Origin of the sequence: Pseudomonas sp. NFACC51 (assembly GCF_900103575.1) — a bacterium.
Lineage (GTDB): Bacteria > Pseudomonadota > Gammaproteobacteria > Pseudomonadales > Pseudomonadaceae > Aquipseudomonas > Aquipseudomonas fluorescens_Q.
Genome location: NZ_FMXH01000017.1, coordinates 112,682 through 129,691, shown reverse-complemented (window position 1 = coordinate 129,691; position 17,010 = coordinate 112,682). Strand labels below are relative to the sequence as shown.

At 59.1% G+C, this 17,010-nt stretch carries 21 protein-coding genes, 1 tRNA gene and 2 pseudogenes; 10 read left to right on the top strand and 14 right to left on the bottom strand.

The features are described from left to right. The first annotated feature begins 108 nt into the window (after positions 1 to 108). Positions 109 to 690 (top strand): DJ-1/PfpI family protein, encoded by a 582-nt coding sequence (locus BLT00_RS26465; RefSeq protein WP_072347081.1) that lies wholly within the window; start codon positions 109 to 111, stop codon positions 688 to 690. Positions 691 to 771: 81 nt separating this feature from the next. Continuing rightward, complete coding sequence (locus tag BLT00_RS26460; RefSeq protein WP_057449704.1) at positions 772 to 1,116, top strand: YegP family protein; 345 nt, start codon at positions 772 to 774, stop codon at positions 1,114 to 1,116. 163 nt (positions 1,117 to 1,279) lie between these two features. Here the strand turns inward: BLT00_RS26460 and BLT00_RS26455 are convergent, their stop codons facing one another. Continuing rightward, positions 1,280 to 2,299 carry a DUF4917 family protein gene (locus BLT00_RS26455; protein ID WP_092148701.1) on the bottom strand — a complete coding sequence of 340 codons (1,020 nt, stop codon included), beginning with the start codon at positions 2,297 to 2,299 and terminating at the stop codon, positions 1,280 to 1,282. 140 nt (positions 2,300 to 2,439) lie between these two features. On the opposite strand from BLT00_RS26455, the gene yiaY reads away from it, so the two are divergent. Then, positions 2,440 to 3,588 carry an L-threonine dehydrogenase gene (yiaY, locus tag BLT00_RS26450; RefSeq protein ID WP_063322567.1) on the top strand — a complete coding sequence of 383 codons (1,149 nt, stop codon included), beginning with the start codon at positions 2,440 to 2,442 and terminating at the stop codon, positions 3,586 to 3,588. Between the two features lie 140 nt (positions 3,589 to 3,728). Here the strand turns inward: yiaY and BLT00_RS26445 are convergent, their stop codons facing one another. Continuing rightward, on the bottom strand, positions 3,729 to 4,892 hold the full coding sequence (locus BLT00_RS26445) for an MFS transporter (protein WP_092148698.1): 1,164 nt from the start codon (positions 4,890 to 4,892) through the stop codon (positions 3,729 to 3,731). A gap of 13 nt (positions 4,893 to 4,905) precedes the next feature. After that, positions 4,906 to 6,141: an aminotransferase class I/II-fold pyridoxal phosphate-dependent enzyme gene (locus BLT00_RS26440; RefSeq protein ID WP_063322565.1), complete on the bottom strand. Its 1,236-nt coding sequence runs from the start codon at positions 6,139 to 6,141 to the stop codon at positions 4,906 to 4,908. A gap of 257 nt (positions 6,142 to 6,398) precedes the next feature. Between BLT00_RS26440 and fos the strand changes: the two genes are divergently transcribed. Further along, positions 6,399 to 6,812, top strand: a complete 414-nt coding sequence (fos, locus tag BLT00_RS26435) for a fosfomycin resistance glutathione transferase (protein ID WP_092148695.1) — start codon at positions 6,399 to 6,401, stop codon at positions 6,810 to 6,812. On the opposite strand, the gene BLT00_RS26430 is transcribed toward fos, so the two are convergent. After that, positions 6,802 to 7,122 (bottom strand): type II toxin-antitoxin system RelE/ParE family toxin, encoded by a 321-nt coding sequence (locus BLT00_RS26430; RefSeq protein WP_092148692.1) that lies wholly within the window; start codon positions 7,120 to 7,122, stop codon positions 6,802 to 6,804. The genes fos and BLT00_RS26430 overlap by 11 nt on opposite strands. Continuing rightward, positions 7,112 to 7,351 carry a CopG family ribbon-helix-helix protein gene (locus BLT00_RS26425; protein ID WP_063322563.1) on the bottom strand — a complete coding sequence of 80 codons (240 nt, stop codon included), beginning with the start codon at positions 7,349 to 7,351 and terminating at the stop codon, positions 7,112 to 7,114. The genes BLT00_RS26430 and BLT00_RS26425 overlap by 11 nt, the downstream gene beginning before the upstream one ends. 248 nt (positions 7,352 to 7,599) lie before the next feature. On the opposite strand from BLT00_RS26425, the gene BLT00_RS26420 reads away from it, so the two are divergent. The 3 genes from BLT00_RS26420 (at position 7,600) to BLT00_RS26410 (ending at position 10,766) form a co-directional block, all read left to right on the top strand. Continuing rightward, positions 7,600 to 8,949: a sensor domain-containing protein gene (locus tag BLT00_RS26420; protein WP_092148689.1), complete on the top strand. Its 1,350-nt coding sequence runs from the start codon at positions 7,600 to 7,602 to the stop codon at positions 8,947 to 8,949. A 325-nt stretch (positions 8,950 to 9,274) separates the two neighbouring features. Then, positions 9,275 to 9,778: a DUF4142 domain-containing protein gene (locus tag BLT00_RS26415; protein WP_063322561.1), complete on the top strand. Its 504-nt coding sequence runs from the start codon at positions 9,275 to 9,277 to the stop codon at positions 9,776 to 9,778. A gap of 79 nt (positions 9,779 to 9,857) precedes the next feature. Beyond that, the gene (locus BLT00_RS26410; protein WP_092148686.1) at positions 9,858 to 10,766 is read left to right on the top strand and encodes an SDR family oxidoreductase; all 909 of its coding nucleotides are present in this window, start codon (positions 9,858 to 9,860) and stop codon (positions 10,764 to 10,766) included. Between the two features lie 48 nt (positions 10,767 to 10,814). On the opposite strand, the gene BLT00_RS26405 is transcribed toward BLT00_RS26410, so the two are convergent. Then, a complete protein-coding gene (locus tag BLT00_RS26405; protein ID WP_092148683.1) occupies positions 10,815 to 11,219 on the bottom strand; it encodes a low affinity iron permease family protein in 405 nt (134 codons plus the stop codon). A gap of 176 nt (positions 11,220 to 11,395) precedes the next feature. Here BLT00_RS26405 and BLT00_RS31955 point away from each other — a divergent pair, with 176 nt between their 5' ends. Continuing rightward, positions 11,396 to 11,542, top strand: coding sequence for a hypothetical protein (locus tag BLT00_RS31955; protein WP_170862029.1), 147 nt, complete (start codon positions 11,396 to 11,398; stop codon positions 11,540 to 11,542). A gap of 66 nt (positions 11,543 to 11,608) precedes the next feature. Here BLT00_RS31955 and BLT00_RS26400 read toward each other — a convergent pair whose 3' ends face one another. The 5 genes and pseudogenes from BLT00_RS26400 to BLT00_RS26380 all read right to left on the bottom strand — a co-directional run bounded on the left by BLT00_RS26400 (position 11,609) and on the right by BLT00_RS26380 (position 13,721). Continuing rightward, complete coding sequence (locus tag BLT00_RS26400; RefSeq protein ID WP_092148680.1) at positions 11,609 to 12,019, bottom strand: type II toxin-antitoxin system HicB family antitoxin; 411 nt, start codon at positions 12,017 to 12,019, stop codon at positions 11,609 to 11,611. A 40-nt stretch (positions 12,020 to 12,059) separates the two neighbouring features. Next, positions 12,060 to 12,236 (bottom strand): annotated as a pseudogene (locus tag BLT00_RS26395) (type II toxin-antitoxin system HicA family toxin); the annotation flags it as partial. Positions 12,237 to 12,505: 269 nt separating this feature from the next. After that, on the bottom strand, positions 12,506 to 12,865 hold the full coding sequence (locus tag BLT00_RS26390) for a helix-turn-helix domain-containing protein (RefSeq protein WP_092148674.1): 360 nt from the start codon (positions 12,863 to 12,865) through the stop codon (positions 12,506 to 12,508). Then, a pseudogene (locus BLT00_RS26385) lies at positions 12,865 to 12,990 on the bottom strand (type II toxin-antitoxin system HigB family toxin); the annotation flags it as partial. The gene BLT00_RS26390 and the pseudogene BLT00_RS26385, both read right to left, overlap by 1 nt. A gap of 101 nt (positions 12,991 to 13,091) precedes the next feature. Next, positions 13,092 to 13,721, bottom strand: a complete 630-nt coding sequence (locus BLT00_RS26380) for a LysE family translocator (protein WP_092148671.1) — start codon at positions 13,719 to 13,721, stop codon at positions 13,092 to 13,094. A 145-nt stretch (positions 13,722 to 13,866) separates the two neighbouring features. Between BLT00_RS26380 and BLT00_RS26375 the strand changes: the two genes are divergently transcribed. Next, positions 13,867 to 14,343 (top strand): Lrp/AsnC family transcriptional regulator, encoded by a 477-nt coding sequence (locus BLT00_RS26375; protein WP_092148668.1) that lies wholly within the window; start codon positions 13,867 to 13,869, stop codon positions 14,341 to 14,343. Positions 14,344 to 14,459: 116 nt separating this feature from the next. Here BLT00_RS26375 and BLT00_RS26370 read toward each other — a convergent pair whose 3' ends face one another. Then, positions 14,460 to 14,759 carry a DUF3077 domain-containing protein gene (locus tag BLT00_RS26370; RefSeq protein WP_092148664.1) on the bottom strand — a complete coding sequence of 100 codons (300 nt, stop codon included), beginning with the start codon at positions 14,757 to 14,759 and terminating at the stop codon, positions 14,460 to 14,462. Between the two features lie 368 nt (positions 14,760 to 15,127). On the opposite strand from BLT00_RS26370, the gene BLT00_RS26365 reads away from it, so the two are divergent. Beyond that, a complete protein-coding gene (locus BLT00_RS26365) occupies positions 15,128 to 15,313 on the top strand; it encodes a hypothetical protein (RefSeq protein ID WP_033046215.1) in 186 nt (61 codons plus the stop codon). 269 nt (positions 15,314 to 15,582) lie between these two features. Here BLT00_RS26365 and BLT00_RS26360 read toward each other — a convergent pair. Together BLT00_RS26360 and BLT00_RS26355 are read right to left on the bottom strand one after the other, a co-directional pair. Next, a tRNA-Gly gene (locus BLT00_RS26360) sits at positions 15,583 to 15,656 on the bottom strand. Positions 15,657 to 15,818: 162 nt separating this feature from the next. Further along, entirely contained in the window at positions 15,819 to 16,703 is an 885-nt protein-coding gene (locus BLT00_RS26355) for an alpha/beta fold hydrolase (RefSeq protein WP_063322554.1), read from the bottom strand. Between the last annotated feature and the right edge of the window lie 307 nt (positions 16,704 to 17,010).

Here is a 17,010-nt window from a genome sequence, read left to right as displayed (position 1 = left end):
GCGAGGTGCATCCCGTCAGGTAATCGGCGCTTATCCCTCATCTATTGACGTAGCGGGCTACCTTTAATGCGTTAACCACCCACGCAGCCCCCCAAAGGAGCCCTTCCCATGGCCGCCAAGAAAATCCTCATGCTGGTCGGCGATTACGTCGAAGATTATGAAGTCATGGTGCCGTTCCAGGCCCTGCAGATGATTGGCCACACCGTGCACGCCGTGTGCCCGGACAAAACCGCCGGGCAGACGGTGCGCACGGCGATCCACGATTTCGAAGGCGACCAGACCTACAGTGAAAAACCGGGGCACTTGTTTGCCCTCAACCATGACTTCGCCAACGTCCAGGCCGCCGACTACGACGCGCTGTTGGTGCCGGGGGGACGAGCGCCGGAATACCTGCGCCTGAATGAAACCGTCCTGCAACTGGTGCGCGATTTCGATCTGGCGGGCAAGCCGATTGCCGCGGTGTGCCACGGTGCGCAATTGCTGGCGGCGGCGGGCATTCTCGAAGGGCGTGAATGCAGCGCCTATCCGGCGTGTGCTCCGGAAGTCCGACTGGCGGGCGGGACCTATATCGACATTCCCGTGACCCAAGGCCATGTCCAGGGCAACCTCGCCACTGCACCGGCCTGGCCTGCGCACCCGAGCTGGCTGGCGGGTTTCCTGACGCTGCTGGGCACGGCCATCACATTGTAATAACGCTGCACAGCGGACTGGCAGGGCAAGCGCGGCGGGTCTTTACTCTCGGGGCATGTCTTCATTGCCAGGAGAAAAATCATGTCCGGATGGTACGAAATCAGCAAAAGCAGCAGCGGCCAGTTTCGGTTTGTACTCAAAGCGGCCAACGCCGAAACGATTCTGACCAGTGAGCTGTACACCACCCGCAGCGGTGTCGATGGTGGCATTGCTTCGGTGCAGAAAAACAGTCCGTTGGCCGAGCGCTATGAACTCAAGAACACCAAGGACGGCCATCCGTACTTCAACCTCAAAGCGGCCAACCATGAAGTGATTGGCAGCAGTGAAGCTTATTCATCGGATGCGGCCCGGGACAAAGGCATTGCCAGCGTCAAGGCCAACGGACCGACGACGGTGATCAAGGACAAGACCGTGGCGGCGCTCTGAATTCATCCCTGTGGCAGCGAGCGTCCTGTGGCGAGGGAGCTTGCTCCCGCTCGGCTGCGAAGCAGCCGTCATTTGCACGATGGGACTGCTTCGCAGTCCAGCGGGAGCAAGCTCCCTCGCCACCATTCACTGACGTCGGGTTTCCAGGTCATGCCAGCTCTGGTTAAACCTCCACCGGCACCGACAGCTTCGGATCGCCCAGCGGGTGGCTCTTTGCATCGAAGAAGCGCAATTGCACCTCCAGCCCCTGGAACACCTTGGCGTAATGCCGCTTCTGATGCTGGATGAACGCCTGGCTACGGGGATAGATCGAAATCGCCACGGTCTTCGGTGCGGCCAGGCGCAGGGCTTGCACGATGTGCTTGTCCTGCTCGCCCAGGGCATGGCCGAACAGGCACAGGTTGTCGCCGTGCTGCAGCAACTGGTCGTAGCAGAACGACAGGTAATCGCTGCTGCGGATGGTCTTGAGCTTGTCCTGGCTTGGGCCTTCGTTGACGAACAACGGCACGTCGTCGAGGGTCTTGATCGTGTTGTTGATGGCGAAACTGCCCAGCAAGGTGCCTTCGGTGGAGGTGAGCTTGCGCGCCGTGCCGTCCTGGTTGCGCACCAGGTGCAGGCCGCCGTGCAGGTACAACAGGCGTGGTTTGTCGGTGGTCGCCTGGCTCAGGTCGAAATTGTGATCATCGCCGAAGAACAGGTCGCTGATGCTCTCGGGCGCCTGCTGGATCGCCCAATGGTTGAGCAGGTCGTAGTTGGTGGTGAACACCGTGCGGTAGCGGCTCAGCTCCTGGTTGAGCGTCGCCAGGGTCGAGGGTTGCACCAGGCGCCATGGGATGTGCACCGCATGCACAGTGTTGATCAGTGCTTCCTTGATCGCGTAATAGCGATTGCGCGGCGCGGCGGAGCTGACGGCCAGGGCCTTGTTGACCCGACTGGTGGTTTTAAGCGCAGCGAGTACCTGCTCGAAACTGCGCGTCTGCATCGCATCGAACACGCTCAGCTCCGACGGGCTCAGGGGTTTCTCCTCGACGGTGCGGGCATTTTCGAACAGCGAGTCATAGCCGAAATCATCCCACACTGCGCGGCTGGCCCCGTTGCCCACCAACAGGCCGCTGAAGGCGGTGTCGGCGCGCAAGGCCTCCCAGTCTTCGAGCCGGGTGTCGTATTCCTGGAAATCGGTCATCGCAAGGATCATCTCAAAACGTGGCAAAGGCAGGGCGCGACTTTATCACGACCCAGTCTTGAGCCAGATCAAGATGCGTCATGACTAGTCGGTCATTCTGTAGGCCCTGCCGATCCGGCCTCAACCAGGAGCGTGACCCCATGAGCAGCACTTTTTTCATTCCCGCCGTGAACATCATGGGGCTGGGCTGCCTCGATGAAGCGATGACCGCTATCCGCAACTACGGCTTTCGCAAAGCCCTGATCGTCACCGACGTGGGGCTGGCCAAGGCCGGCGTCGCCACCAAGGTGGCCGAATTGTTGGCGATACAGGACGTCGACTCGGTCATTTTCGACGGCGCCAAGCCCAACCCAAGCATCGCCAACGTCGAGCTCGGGCTGGGGCTGCTGAAGGAGAGCCAGTGTGATTTCGTCGTGTCGCTGGGTGGCGGTTCGCCCCACGACTGCGCCAAGGGCATTGCCCTGTGTGCCACCAACGGCGGGCAGATTCGCGACTATGAAGGCGTCGACCGTTCGAGCAAGCCGCAGTTGCCGCTGATCGCCATCAACACCACGGCGGGCACCGCCAGTGAAATGACCCGTTTCTGCATCATCACCGACGAGACACGCCACGTGAAAATGGCGATTGTCGATCGCAATGTCACCCCATTGATGTCGGTGAACGACCCGGCGCTGATGGTGGCGATGCCCAAGGGCCTGACAGCCGCCACCGGCATGGATGCACTGACCCACGCGATCGAGGCTTATGTCTCCACCGCCGCTACCCCCATCACCGATGCCTGCGCCCTGAAGGCCATCACCCTGATCAGCAACAACCTGCGCCTGGCCGTGCGTGACGGCAATGACCTGACCGCGCGGGAGAACATGGCCTACGCGCAGTTTCTCGCGGGGATGGCGTTCAACAATGCATCGCTGGGTTTCGTGCACGCGATGGCGCACCAGTTGGGTGGCTTCTACGACCTGCCTCATGGTGTATGCAACGCGGTGCTGTTGCCTCATGTGCAGAGCTTCAATGCTTCGGTATGCGCCGTTCGCCTGACCGACGTGGCCCATGCCATGGGCGCCGATACACGCGGTTTCAGCCCGGAAGAGGGAGCCCGGGACGCCATTGCGGCGATCCGCAAACTGGCCCTTGACGTGGACATTCCGGCCGGTTTGCGTGACCTGGGCGTACGCCTCAACGACGTACCGGTGCTGGCCGCCAACGCCTTGAAAGACGCCTGCGGCCTGACCAACCCACGGGCGGCGGACCAGCGGCAGATCGAAGAGATTTTCCGCAGCGCGTTCTAGGCTTTGTATGAAAAGTCGCCGAGCGGCGATCAGGCAAGGCGAAAACAGGCGAGGAAGCGGAGTTGACTGGTTGTCAATGAGCATTCCGAGCCTGTTTTCAACGCAGCATGATCGTCGCGCAGGCACTTTTCGTACAAAGCCTAAGCGACCCGGGGTGGCACGAACTTCACACAGAGCATCGCCGCCGCCCCCAACAGTGCGCATAACGCCGCCAGCGGCCAGGCCTGTTGGCTCAACAACAGGCTGGCCATGGCACCGATCACCGAGGCCATCAGTTGGTGCAGGAACCCACTCAACGCCATGGCATAGGCGCCGGCCACCGGTGAGCCTTCGTTGGCCAGGGACAGGCTGATGGGGTAGATCAACGACTGGCCAAACACCGCGAAGCAATACGGCAGCCAGAAGAGCAGCGCAATACTGCTCAAGGTGAGGCTGCCTGCCAGCATGCTCATGCTCCCGCCCAGCACCAGGGCAATGCCCCAGCCCATCATTCGCCGTTGACCGGTACGCAATACAAAAGCATTCACCACCAGCGCCCCAAGCAAGTACGCCGCACTGACCGGCCAGCCCAGCAGGCCGTATTCAATGGGTGACCAGTGGAAGCTCTCCTGCAGGATCAGTGGCGCGGCGGTGTTGAAGGCGACGATCACGCCGTAACCCAGCCCACCGGCCAAGGCCGGCAGCATGAACGCGGGTTGTCGCAGGATGTGCCCGTAGATGCCCCACGCCGATTGCCCGTTGCCGGTTTGCACCAGCACCGGGAACCTGGCCCGGGACACCGCCGCTGCCATGGCCAGGCTGACGGCGCCCAAGCCTTGGAAAATCGCTTCCCAGCCGAAAACGGCCTGGATCAGCGAGCCCAGGTACTGGCCGATACCGAGGGCAATCACAAAGGCGATCGATATCCATGACAGTGCCTTGGCCAACAGGTCGCCGCTGAAACTGTCCCGAATCAGTACCCGCGCCATCACCGAGATACCGCTGGCACCGATGCCCTGGATCAACCTGAGCGTCAGGAACGCCTCCACGGTTGTGCCCAGCGGCAGGGCCAGGTTGCCCAAGCCGTACAACCCCAAGGCCGCCAGCAAGACCGGCTTGCGCCCCAGCCGTTGGCTCAGGCTGCCCCACAGCAACATGGGCAGCGCCATGCCGATCAGGTACACCGACAAGCCCCAGGAAACCCGGGACGCATCGGCGCCCAGGTCCCGGGCGATATCGGGCAGGGCCGGCAAGTAGATGCTCATGCCCAGTTGGGCCAGGAAAACGGTAGTGCAAGTGACGATCAGGGTTGTACGGTTCTTCATCGAGCGTCCTGTCTCAAGGGCGGATGTCACGCCCGTGGGTCAGCAGCAGTTCGGTGATCTTTTCGCAAAACGAGCGAATCACGTTCGGCTCCATGTCGGCGCGCAGGGTGATGCGAATGGCGGCTTTGCCTTGCGGCACCACGGGAAAAAAGACCGCTGAAGTGAAATACCCCAGTTCGGCCAGTTCGACGGCCAGGCTGTTGGCCAGGGCTGCTTCACCGCAGGGCACCATGCGGATTGCCATGGGATTGCCACGCTGTTCAGTGCGCACGAGGCTGTCGAAGAAGCGGATATTAGCTTGCAAACGTTCCTGCAGGGCGCTGAATTCTCGACTGCGGTGCAGGCGTATCGACGCCATACCGGCGCCGATGGCCGCTGCGTTCAGGCTCTGGGACCAATTGCTCGGCCCACCGTAACGCTGCACCAGCGCTTTGTGCCGCTCGCTACCAAACATGACCATCCCGCCACTGGCCCCGAATGACTTGGCCAAGGACGCAACGATCAGGGTGCGTTCATCCACGGCCGGGACGCGCGAACGGACCAGGCCTGCGCCGGACTCCCCGACCGCAGACAGCGCGTGGGAGTCATCCAGATAAAGAAACAGGCCATAGCGTTGCTTGAGATACATCAGGCTGTCCAGGTCCGCCAATCCGCCCATGCTGTAGGCGCTGTCGGCCACGTACGCCACGCAGCGCTGGCGTTTGCACAGGTCTTCGATGAAGTCCATGTCGTTGTGCGGGCACGTGACGACCTGGGTTTCATCGGCACAGGCGGCCTTGCTGTGGTTCATCGAGTAATGGGCGTGTTTGTCAAACACCATGACCGGCGAACAATGGTTGGTGAATGCACCGCTGGCCAGCAGCGGCAGGATTCCGGCGCTTGCCGCACTGCACGACAGGGCACTGAGGCAACTGGCGCCAAACAGCTCCGACAATTGGGTTTCGTACTGGTCCAGGATCGCCAGTTTGCAGCGATTCCTTGAGTTGGCGACCCGCAGGGTCCCGGTTTCCCACAGGGCCGTCATGGCGCCGTCCAGCAATGCGGGGTGATAGTCCAGGCCCAGGTAGGACGTGGTACAGAAATGATGAAAGGTACGACCGTATTGGTCGACCAGCACATTGGGTGTCTTGACCTCGACATTCAGCCCTGAGACCTTTCCGGCCTCGGTGCCCTGCCAGTTCTGGTCTGCCAGGGAAATCACCTTGCGGTAGTGGGTGAAGTGATGGGGTGCTTGAGCGGTCTGGTTCATGGTGCGATTACATTCCTTGGTGAATGGTGCTGTCCGTGGGGTGTTTCGATAGCGGTGTGTTTCCAGACTTTACAGATTGTTGTGCAGGGCTTTGAATCGGCTGTTTCTGGCGTGTTTGAGTGTCACTGGAGAGTTCTGCGTAGGACTTTGCCTAGGGCCTTGGACGGGGAATCCGTCGGCGATGTCGGAGCTTGGAAGTACCCTGGGTTCGCCCCACGCCCACTGGGTTATCACTCTTTTCTGAAGGTGGTTTGCTGATGCTCTCAGGCTTCAATCATCTGACCCTTGCCGTCACCGACCTGGATCGCAGCGTGGGTTTTTATGGCGAGCTATTACAGTTGCGTCTCGAAGCCAAGTGGGACCGCGGGGCCTATTTGTCGCTGCCGGGTTTGTGGTTGTGCCTGGCTTTCGACCCATTGCGCCGGCCCCAGCCGGCGGGGGACTACACCCATTACGCTTTCACCATCACTGCCGAGGATTTCCCGGAACTGGTGGCGCGGCTGAACGCGGCCCAGGTGTCATCATGGCGCGACAACCGCAGCGAGGGTGATTCGTTCTACTTTCTCGACCCGGACGGGCACAAGCTTGAAGTGCATGTGGGCGACCTGGCGTCGCGGTTGAAGGCTTGTCGGCAGGCACCGTATGCCGGTATGGCGTTTTTTACGGAATGACGGGGTTGCGTTGAAGCGAGTGGCTGCACCTACCAGGCGTTGGCAATCGTCGCATATGGAACAGTCGCAGGATTTGCACACGTCCGTGGCGAACGCGATAGGGAATCAGGTATGGGCGGTCGGGGACAACCCATTCACGGGTGCCAGCCAGGCGGCCTTCACGACCGGACGCAGGGAATTGAGCAAGTTGCTCGACGCTCATGAGGATTGCCTTGACGAAGTGCGCTGCTGCTTTTGGATTGTCCAGCGCAATATAAGCGGCTTCGTCGTCCAGATTCTTGAGGGCAGTACGCAGCCACTCAACCTGCATTGTTCATCCATTTTTCGGCAATCGTGCTGACATCCTCGGGACTCGCGAAGTCACCTGCATCTGCCTCATGCAAGGCTTCTTGGATTTCCTTGATCTGCCAGGCTTCACGGGCTAGGTATTCGCGTAGCGCATCGACGGCCAGGAATGATTTGCTGCGCCCGGTAGCCTTGGCCAATACCGCCAGGGTTTCGGCGACATCATCGGGCAAGCGCAATGACATGATGGACATGATGATCTCGATGTAGTGGTTTGTAATACAACATACTACATCGTCCTTGAAGTGTGGCCAGTCCCGTTGGTCTCCATCGTTTGTGTGAATGTTCGCCCCGATATCGAGGCTCATCCTCTACAGTCTGATCCCCTGCGCTATCCTCATCGCTACAGGGGGCGAGTCGTTCTCGCTCGTTGTATCGGCGTCACGAACTGACGATCACCCGCTTCGCTCACCGCTGCATTATCCGGATGACCTCCAGCCCCATGGACACTCGAAGTTCCGCGCCGCTGGCCAGCTACATCGATCTTCTGCTGGACGCCGTGTGTGCCGTCGACGGCCAAGGGCGTTTCGTGTTCGTCAGTGCTGCCTGCGAACAGATCTTTGGCTACACGCCGCAGGAACTGATCGGCCAGCTAATGATCGACCTGGTGCATCCCGCCGACCGCCAGCGGACCCTTGAGGCGGCGCGGGAGATCATGGACGGCGAGCCCAAGCTCAATTTCGAGAACCGCTACGTGCGCAAGGACGGGCGGGTGGTGCACATCCTGTGGTCGGCGCGCTGGTCGCCGGCGGACCAGCTGCGCATTGCCGTGGCCCGAGACATCACCGAACGCAAGCAGGCCGAGTCCCGACAGGCGGCGTTGTATGCGATTTCCGAGGCGGCCCATGCCGCGGCAGACCTGCTGGCGCTGTTCAAGCGCATCCACCTGATTATTGGCGAGTGGCTGCCGGCGCTGAATTTCTCGGTGGCGCTGTACGACGAACAATGTTCGCAACTGAACTTCCCTTATCACGTCGACGACCGGGAAGGGCAGCCCGAATTGCCGGGCACGGTCACCGGACGTTTGTGCGCCGAGGTGATTCGCAGCGGCCAGCCGATCCTGCTGACGCCTGGTTGTAACGACTTGCCGCCGGGGTTCGATGACCTTGTAGCGCGGCCGGATGCGCCGTGTTGGCTGGGCGTGCCGCTGAACTCGCAGAGCGGTACGATTGGCGCGCTGATCGTCAAGAGTGCGCCGCACAACGAGCGCTACACCGAGCAGGACAAGGAACTGCTGCAATACGTCTGCGCACAGATCACCGTCGCCATCGAGCGCAAGCAGTTGCACGCCCGGTTGCAGCACATGGCTCAGTACGATCAATTGACCCAGGTGCCCAACCGCGAATTACTCCGTGAACGGTTCAAGTGTGCATTGGCGACCGCTCGCGCGGCGTCCGGGCGCATGGCCTTGCTGTACATCGACCTGGACCGTTTCAAGCAGATCAACGACACCTATGGCCACGGGGTTGGCGACATGCTGTTACAAGCGGTGGCCAATCGTCTCAAGGGCTGTATCCGCGACACCGACACCGTGGCACGTATTGGTGGGGACGAGTTCGTGGTGCTGCTGCACAGCATCCAGGCCTTGGCGGATGCCCAACGCGTGCAGGAAAAAATCCGCCATGCATTGGCCCAGCCACTGCGCCTGGACGGGCACTGCCTAAGCATCGAACCGAGCATCGGCGTGGCCTGTTTCCCCGACCATGGCACTGAAGATGTTGCCCTGTTCCGCCACGCCGACGAGGCGATGTATGCCGCCAAACGCCAGAATCACAGGGCGTTCGGCATCTGAAAACACGCCACCGTTCGTCGTGGCACGAGCACCTTTCTCAAACCTTCAACCCGTATCCAATTCGAATATAAGAAGGGGGCTGCGCGCCCTGCATCCACGAATAGGGGGGGCCGGACCATGCCCGGTTCAAGCGGTATTTATCTGGCAAACATTGCTCATGATCGAACGAAGGTGTCCGAAGCGGGTCGCAGAAGTGGGAGAACCACCATCACGAGCGTCGATAGAAACCGTCGAAAGCCGGGTCGCACGTTTCGCTGTATTCATGGCTGGTTCTGATTCAACGGTGGATAAACCGCCAGAACTTTCATCAGAGGAGGGCGCGATCATGAGCCGTATGGCCAGTTTTTTTCGCACCACCAGTGTTGTCGTGTTGATGGGCCTGGGCGCCAACAGTGCCTGGGCCCAATCGCCTGCCGAATTCATCAACGATGCTTCCGCCAAAGGCATGGCCGACATCGAGACAAGTCGCATGGCCCACGGAAAAGCCGAATCCAGGGAGGTCAAGGACTACACCATCATGGTGATCAACGACCGCACCACGGCCAATCAACACTTGGCGAAGATCGCCAAGAAGCTCGACTTGCCTGTCGCCCCCCGGGAGGAGGTGGCTGACAAGGCCAAGGCCCTGATGCCGCAGGTCAAGGAAGGCGAGTCGTTCGAGGCTGCGTATGCCGCCACCCAGGTCAAGGCCACCGAGGAGGCCATCGCGCAGATCCAGCAGCAGGCCCAGACCACCGAAGTGCCGGAGATCAAGGCGTTTGCCGATGAAACCCTGCCTAAATTGCAGACCCATCTTGAAATGGCCAGGGCGCTGCAAGCCAGCCGTTGATCTGCCGCATCTGCTTTTGCATTCAGGACCGGGGCGTCAGCGTCCCGGCTGTTTTTGCCCGCCGAAAAGGAGAACCTCGATGTCCACACGCCGAGAGCCCAACCAATACGCGATGCAGAACCCACTGACCCAATATCCGCGCCCACCCTTTCCCGACCAGCCGCAGTCGCCACCGGGCATTGACCAGGACATGGTGCCCAAGCCCGATCATGGTGAAAACAGTTACCAGGGCTTCGGGCGTCTGGAAGGGCGCAAGGCCCTGGTCACCGGTGGTGACTCAGGCATCGGTCGTGCCGCCGCCATCGCCTATGCCCGCGAGGGCGCGGATGTCGCGATCAACTACTTGCCCAGCGAAGAGCGGGATGCGCGGCAAGTCATCGAGCTGATCGAAGCCGAAGGCCGCAAGGCGATTGCGATTCCCGGCGACCTCAAGGACGAAACCTTTTGCGTGCAATTGGTCAAGAGTGCCCACGAGCAATTGGGCGGCCTGGATATTGTGGTGAACGTTGCCGGCAAGCAGGAAGCGCAAAAAGACATTGCCGACATCACCACTGCGCAATTCGACGACACCATGAAAACCAACATCTATGCGATGTTCTGGATCTGCAAGGCAGCGGTGCCGCTGATGCCGGCGGGGGCGACCATCATCAACACCGCATCGATCCAATCCTACGACCCGTCCGCGACGCTGTTGGATTACGCCACGACCAAAGCGGCCATCGTGGCGTTCACCAAGGCGTTGGCCGGACAAGTCATCAGCAAGGGCATCCGGGTCAATGCCGTGGCACCGGGACCGATTTGGACCGTGCTGCAACCCAGTGGCGGCCAACCGCAGGAGAAGATTCCTTCCTTTGGCGTGCAGGTGCCGATGAAACGTCCAGGCCAACCGGCCGAATGCGCGCCGCTCTATGTATTGCTGGCATCCCAGGAGTCGAGCTACATCACTGGGGAAGTGTTTGGCGTGACGGGCGGTAACCCACTGCCTTGACGCTTGGCCGAACCGCGCGAGTGGGCATGTCACCCACTCGCGCATCTCTCAGCACTGGTTCAGGTCGATCTTGCTTTTCGCTTCCAGGCCTTCAAGGCTTCTGACCTCGTCGTTGCCCATGGCCTGGTAGTGTTTCCTCAGCGCCTCCAGTTGCTTGAGGTCCAGGGATTCGAGTCCGAGCATTGCGTTTTGTGCCTCCTTGGTCGCTCTCAACAGTTCATCGATCTTCAGGTGCAAGATGTCTGTATCGCGGTTCTGCGTGTTCTGAATCAGGAACACCATGAGGAAGGTAATGATCGTGGTTGAGGTGTTGATGATCAATTGCCAGGTGTCGTTGAAACCGAAGAAAGGTCCGCTGGCTGCCCACAGTGCCAACAATACGATGGCCCCCAGGAATGTCTTGGGGCTCCCCGCCCAGAGGGCCAGTTTTTGAGCGATTTTTGCGAACGTCATTGCCGTGTTTCCTTATTGGATGCACCTGTCTGGTGTGACAGCAACGAGGCGGTGAAGATTCTACTTACATTTCAGTCCCCAACATCCGTCGACGTTCATCGTTCGGCACGATGACAGTCGCAACCATTGCCGCTCTCGCAGGTCACTGCTGAAAGCCCTCGGCATTGGAGTACATCATGAATCTCGCCCGCACTTTTTGCCTTGCCTGCTGCTTGTTCACTCTGCAAGGCTGTTTCGACAACTCGGATAACGAGACCAAGGACAACACCGACGGCACCAAGTCTTCGGTGCAGATGCAGGAGTCCGGGGCTGAGAAAAAATAGACGGCCCGCAGCCATCGGAGGGGCGATTGCAAACCCCTGTGGGAGCGAGCTCGCTCCCACAAACGTTCACCGCCCTTGCTGCAATACCTTGAGAGCGGCAGAAGCGAGGAACCCTGACCGGCTCTTCTCTTCAGGATGGTGCAACACATATTCATCAATGCGATTCAGCAGATAACCGGGCAACGTGATGTTGAGTTTCTGCGCCTTGCCCAGGTACTTAGTGACATCGATGTCCACCAGCGCCCAAGTGCAGCCGGCATACTTTGGATTAGCTGCATGCAGGGTGACGGTGTTGGCTGGCGGAATCGCCGAACCGTCCTCGGCCAAAATCTCGAAGTGTCCCTCAATGGCCTCACGCGCCATCGCCATGGCCTCGTCCAGGTCATCGCCTGCGGAAAAACATCCGGGAATATCCGGCACTTCAACACCCCAGGCGTGCTTGTCATCGCCCATGGAAATCGCAATCGGGTAAAGCATATTCATCGTCCTCCGGGAACGCAGGGCAACGGGGCGGCTGAAGCAGCGCCTGTTGCAAAATACTGATGGCCGTTTTCTTGAGCAGGTCCTTCTTCGGATGAGGAACCGTGACCAATCCCGGCTTGGTCGGGTGCTTGAAGTGATGGTGGCTGCCCCGAACCCGCACCAGATACCAACCGTCTGCAATGATTTGGCTTATCAAGAATCGGCTATTCACAACACCTCCGTGTGGTGTGCTTGGTGGGTACTATACCTACTGAAATTTAATGATCAACACTATAACCACCAGCGACGACACTGGCGGGTGGCTGAGTGGGTTGCTTCGAAGTGTAGAAGCCGCGCCCGGTAAGGACTGCGGGGGAGAGGGAGTGAGTTATTTCGGGATGTGATGAGGGTGGTAGTGACTAAAACGAGGACCTCAAAAACCGGTCACGATGGACCGGTTCTATTTGAGATGTTGGTGGGGTTGGTCGATGCCGTCACGTGTTAGGCAACGTCCGCCAAAAGGCTCTCATAAGGGATTCGCAATCCATCGTGAAGGCGTTTAATCATCGCCAGACTCAGTTTGCGTTTGCGGTTCAGCACTTCAGATACACGCCCGCTCGAACCGAGGAACGGTTCCAAGTCGCGCGCGGTCAAGCCTTGCTGATCCATCCGGAATTTGATGGCCTCAATTGGATCGGAAGGCGGCATTGGGTAGTGCTCGTCCTCATATTTTTCGATCAGCAAGGCAAGGATTTCCAGCTCATCGCCTTCAGCCGAATCGACGTCAGCACCCCAGAGTTGCTCGATGCGCGCAAAGGCTGCATTCAGATCATCTTGGTTGCGAATGGGTTTGATGTTCATCATACGGTCTCCGCATTGATTTGGTCGTACTGGGCATGGGTTCCGACGAACCGGACAAAACCGAGTTGGCGCTGATAGTCGATCGCCAGAATGATTCGGTATTTGTTACCGCCGAATAATGCCACGTGGCGAGGGAGCTTGCTCCCGCTGGGCTGCGTAGCAGCCCCCGGTTTCAGCCCAGTTCGCCTCGCTCCAGGTGTCCGTCCGACCAGCTTATCCACAGGCACTAGGCCTGCTGCACAAACGTCAGCCGCACCGCAAACCCAATCAAAAGACTCCCAAACAACCATTGCTGAACACGCTGGGCCGAAGGCGAGCGTTGAAGCCAGCGCCCAAGCGCGACACCTACCAGCGCGTAGGCGCTATCGAACAACAAACCCACGCTGACCAACATCACACCCAGGGCCGCAAACTGCCCCAGCACCGGCCCGCCCTGTGGATCGATGAATTGCGGCAACAACACCGAGCAAAACAACAATGCCTTGGGGTTGAGCAGATTGGTCAGCAGACCGCGCCGAATCGCCTGGTACCAACGCCGTTTTCCGGCCTCGATACCGGCTCCTTCAAAACTCGGCAACAACGTGGTCCGCAGGCATTGAAAACCGATCCATAACAGGTAGGCAGCCCCGGCCAGGCGCACCGCATCAAACGTCCAGGGCGCGGTCTTGAACAATGCCGAAAGCCCCAATGCGGCCAGCGCGACATGACATCCCCGGGCAACCCCCAGGCCCACCGCCGTCGCCAGCGCCGCGCCCTTGCCCTGGCGGGCACCGGTTTGCAGCAGCAGGATCATGTCCGGCCCAGGCAGCACATACACCACCATCAAGGCCATCAGGAACAACCAGAGCTCTGCCATGCCACATCCCCCTTCATCGACGATTCGGTCGTGTCAGTCTAGGGCCGAAGGGCAGGGCAGGTGGTTGCGAAGTCAGCTTCTAAAGCTCAGGAAGTTGGCATAACCTGCCATGTACTCGTGTTATTTAATCGGGAAATGCCAATTCATGAAACTGGATGCCTTCGACCGCAAAATCCTCGCCGCGCTGCAACGTGACGGTCGGCTGAGCAATGTGCAACTGGCCGAAGAAATTGGCCTGTCCCCGTCACCCTGCCTGCGCCGCGTGCGGATGCTCGAAGACGCCGGTGTGATTCGTGGTTATCAAGCCATTCTGGATCGCGACGAAGTGGGCCTCGGGCTGACGATCTTTGTCGGCGTGAAGGTCGAACGACACAACGACGAACAAGCCGAAGCGTTTCGCCAGGCGGTCACGGCGTTGCCGGAGGTGATCTCGGCGTTCCTGGTCTCAGGCGAATCGGATTTTCTGTTGCAAGTGGTGGTGCCGGATCTGCGGGCCTACGACCGGTTCCTCACCGGGCGGCTGCTGAAGTTGCCGGGGGTGAGTGACATCCGGAGCAATTTTGCGATTCATACGGTGAAGACGCCGGGGGCGTTGCCGTTGGGGCATTTGCCTGGGGGCTGAGCAACACAAGTAGGCAGCCAAGATACAAAAAGCCCCGCTGCGAAAAACCGCCGGGGCTTTTTGGTTTGTCGTTAGGTGGGAGTCTTGCGGCTCCCATTCTCAAACGTACGGTCTATCTATTGTTTCTCGGCTTTTTTTCTAACTTCAACTTCCGATCTAGGCGTAATGACTTTCACAACGTCATCAATTACTGCCTTGCTCATCTCCAACAAAAAATGCGCAGCCCAGGCGTAGCGGTCGGTGCTCTTCTCAAACGCCGCGTCTTCGGCAAGCCGGTGGGCGAGATGCAAAAGATCCGACGCCCGTTCCAATGCCTCTTGGATAGGGACGCCGCCGTTGACTCGGAACAGTGCTCGATCAGCGGAATAGTTGAAGGGGGTGTAGCCGATGGTTTTGAGCTCAGTGTTTTCGTTCATGGTCTGCCTCCGTTGATCGAGAAGCAGTAAATTCGAGGCCTGAGATTTGGCTGGTTTAAAAATGATCTGTTTTGCTGCGAGGTACGCATTGTCTAGCTCCCGTGAAGCGCGGTTGCATGACTCACGGGTTCCCAAGCCCGATCGCTGATTTGCAGCGACGTCTGGAGAGTAGCCATCGAAGGACAAGGGCGACAAGGCGAAAACTCGCCAAAAAGTAAGGTAAGCGCACCCCCTACGCAGTTTTCGGATTTTGCCTACAAATCTTCATGGTAGCCATACGATATTTTAATTGCGCTGATTCTCCAGACCCAGGGATCAGATGCTGTTGATGGACAGACAGGGCCCCGCGACCTCGGAGGAGAAATGACATGTCCACACATCGAAGTCATCAAGCAAGCATTGAGCAATTGCATCGAGAGGTAGAGGCTTTGGCAGAAGAAATGAGGCGCCCGGCCCCGACCACATTCCGCGTTACGTGGTTGCCGTTCAGCATCGGTGCAGCGTTCGCTCTGACCGTGTTTGTCGTCGTCGCTTTTGTCGCTAAGCATGTTTGATGCTCTATCGCTGAGATACCTTTTTTCGGCGATGCCGTGGCGGTAGCCGGCTCAAGGCGTCTTCGGCTTGCAAGAGGGTGCTTTCTCGATAACGTCGAGGATGTGGAAATGGGGGCGTATTATTTTGGACGGAGATGGGGAGCCATCTATCTACGCTCGGAGATCACCTCACACTTCCCCAAACATCAGCCATAAAAAAACCGGCCACCATGAGCCGGTTTTTTTTAATCCCTCGCCAAAAAATATACAACGCGGGACCAGAATTCGATTGGAGCGGGTGAAGGGAATCGAACCCTCGTTATCAGCTTGGGAAGCTGGAGTAATGCCATTATACGACACCCGCTCAGAGCGGCTGACTTTGTACCAGATGTGGCCGAGGATTTGAAGTTTTTCTTTACGTACGGCGAGGTCACCCGTCTACGCAAGCCTCAAACCAGAGCGGTCGTTCGCGGGCAAGCCCCGTTGCCAGAAGCGTAGGGCGGGGCTTGCTCGCGAGGACTCGGTTTCAGATAGCCAGTGCATGATAGTCCTGCACGTAGTTGTAGCGTGGTCGACTTTCGTGGTGGGCCGGTTTCAGGAAGTCCAACAGGGCGTTGCGGCTGTCGCGGCAGGCGGCCTTGTGTTCCATGTCCAGGAAGTGCCCGGTGGCTTGCAGTGTGCTGAAGCTGCTGTACTGCACATGATCGGCAAAAAGCCTGGCGTCGTCGGCCGCGGTGTATTCGTCCCATTCGCCGTTCAGGAACAGCACCGGCACGTTGATTTTTTTCGCCGCGTTGACGTAGCACAACTGGTCGCTGTGAAGCACATCGCTGATGTGGAAGTGCATCTGCCCGTATTCGTGCTCGGCCAGGCTGCTGACGTGGCGATAGTTGAAACGCTTGAACAACGGCGGCAAGTGTTTGCCGATGGTGCTGTTGACCAAGTGTCCGACACGGTCGCCGTCCAGGCTGCTCAGGTAATCCACGCCGCGCTCCAGGTAGTCACGCATCGGCGCATTGAGTACCGGTGAGAACGAGCTGATCACGGCTTTTTCGATGCGCCGTGGGCGCTGGGCCAGGGCGGTCAGTGTGGCGGCGCCGCCCCAGGAAAACGACAGCACGTGCTCGGCGGCGAAGTGGTCGATCAGTTCCAGGAGGATCTGGCCTTCGACCTCTTTCGTCAGCATGGTCTCATGCCGGTTGTGGGCTTTGGACTTGCCCGCGTAGGGTTGGTCGTACAGCACAACATTGAATTGCGGGTAGAGGTTTTTGGCGGTCTGTGCAAACGACGCGGTGGTGGCCATTGAGCCGTTGACCAGGATGATGGTCTTTTGTGCGGCGTCTGCGCGATAGAACTCCGTGTAAACCCGATACTGACCCTGTATATCCAGCACAGCGATTTCTGGCCTCATGTCATAAGACTCCTGGCAAGCGGGTATGCGCGCAATGAGATTGCACGGGCAATGTGACAGGTAGGCATACGCCTGGAAGATAAGGCCCATGTCGATCCAAAAAAAAGGTCGACGGGTGTTGTTATAGGCGGGCAGTTCGCCGGCGGGACAAGGCGGAACCTGAGGGTTCCAGCCGGCAAAAAGTTTCTTGGAAGTATGTTGTGACTCATCGGTCACATTTCGGCCGACGGTTTGATTCAAGCAGGGGGGCGAGCGTTGCGCAAGTACCTATCGGAAAATTGTTCGACACTTCTGCCCAGCGGTAGCA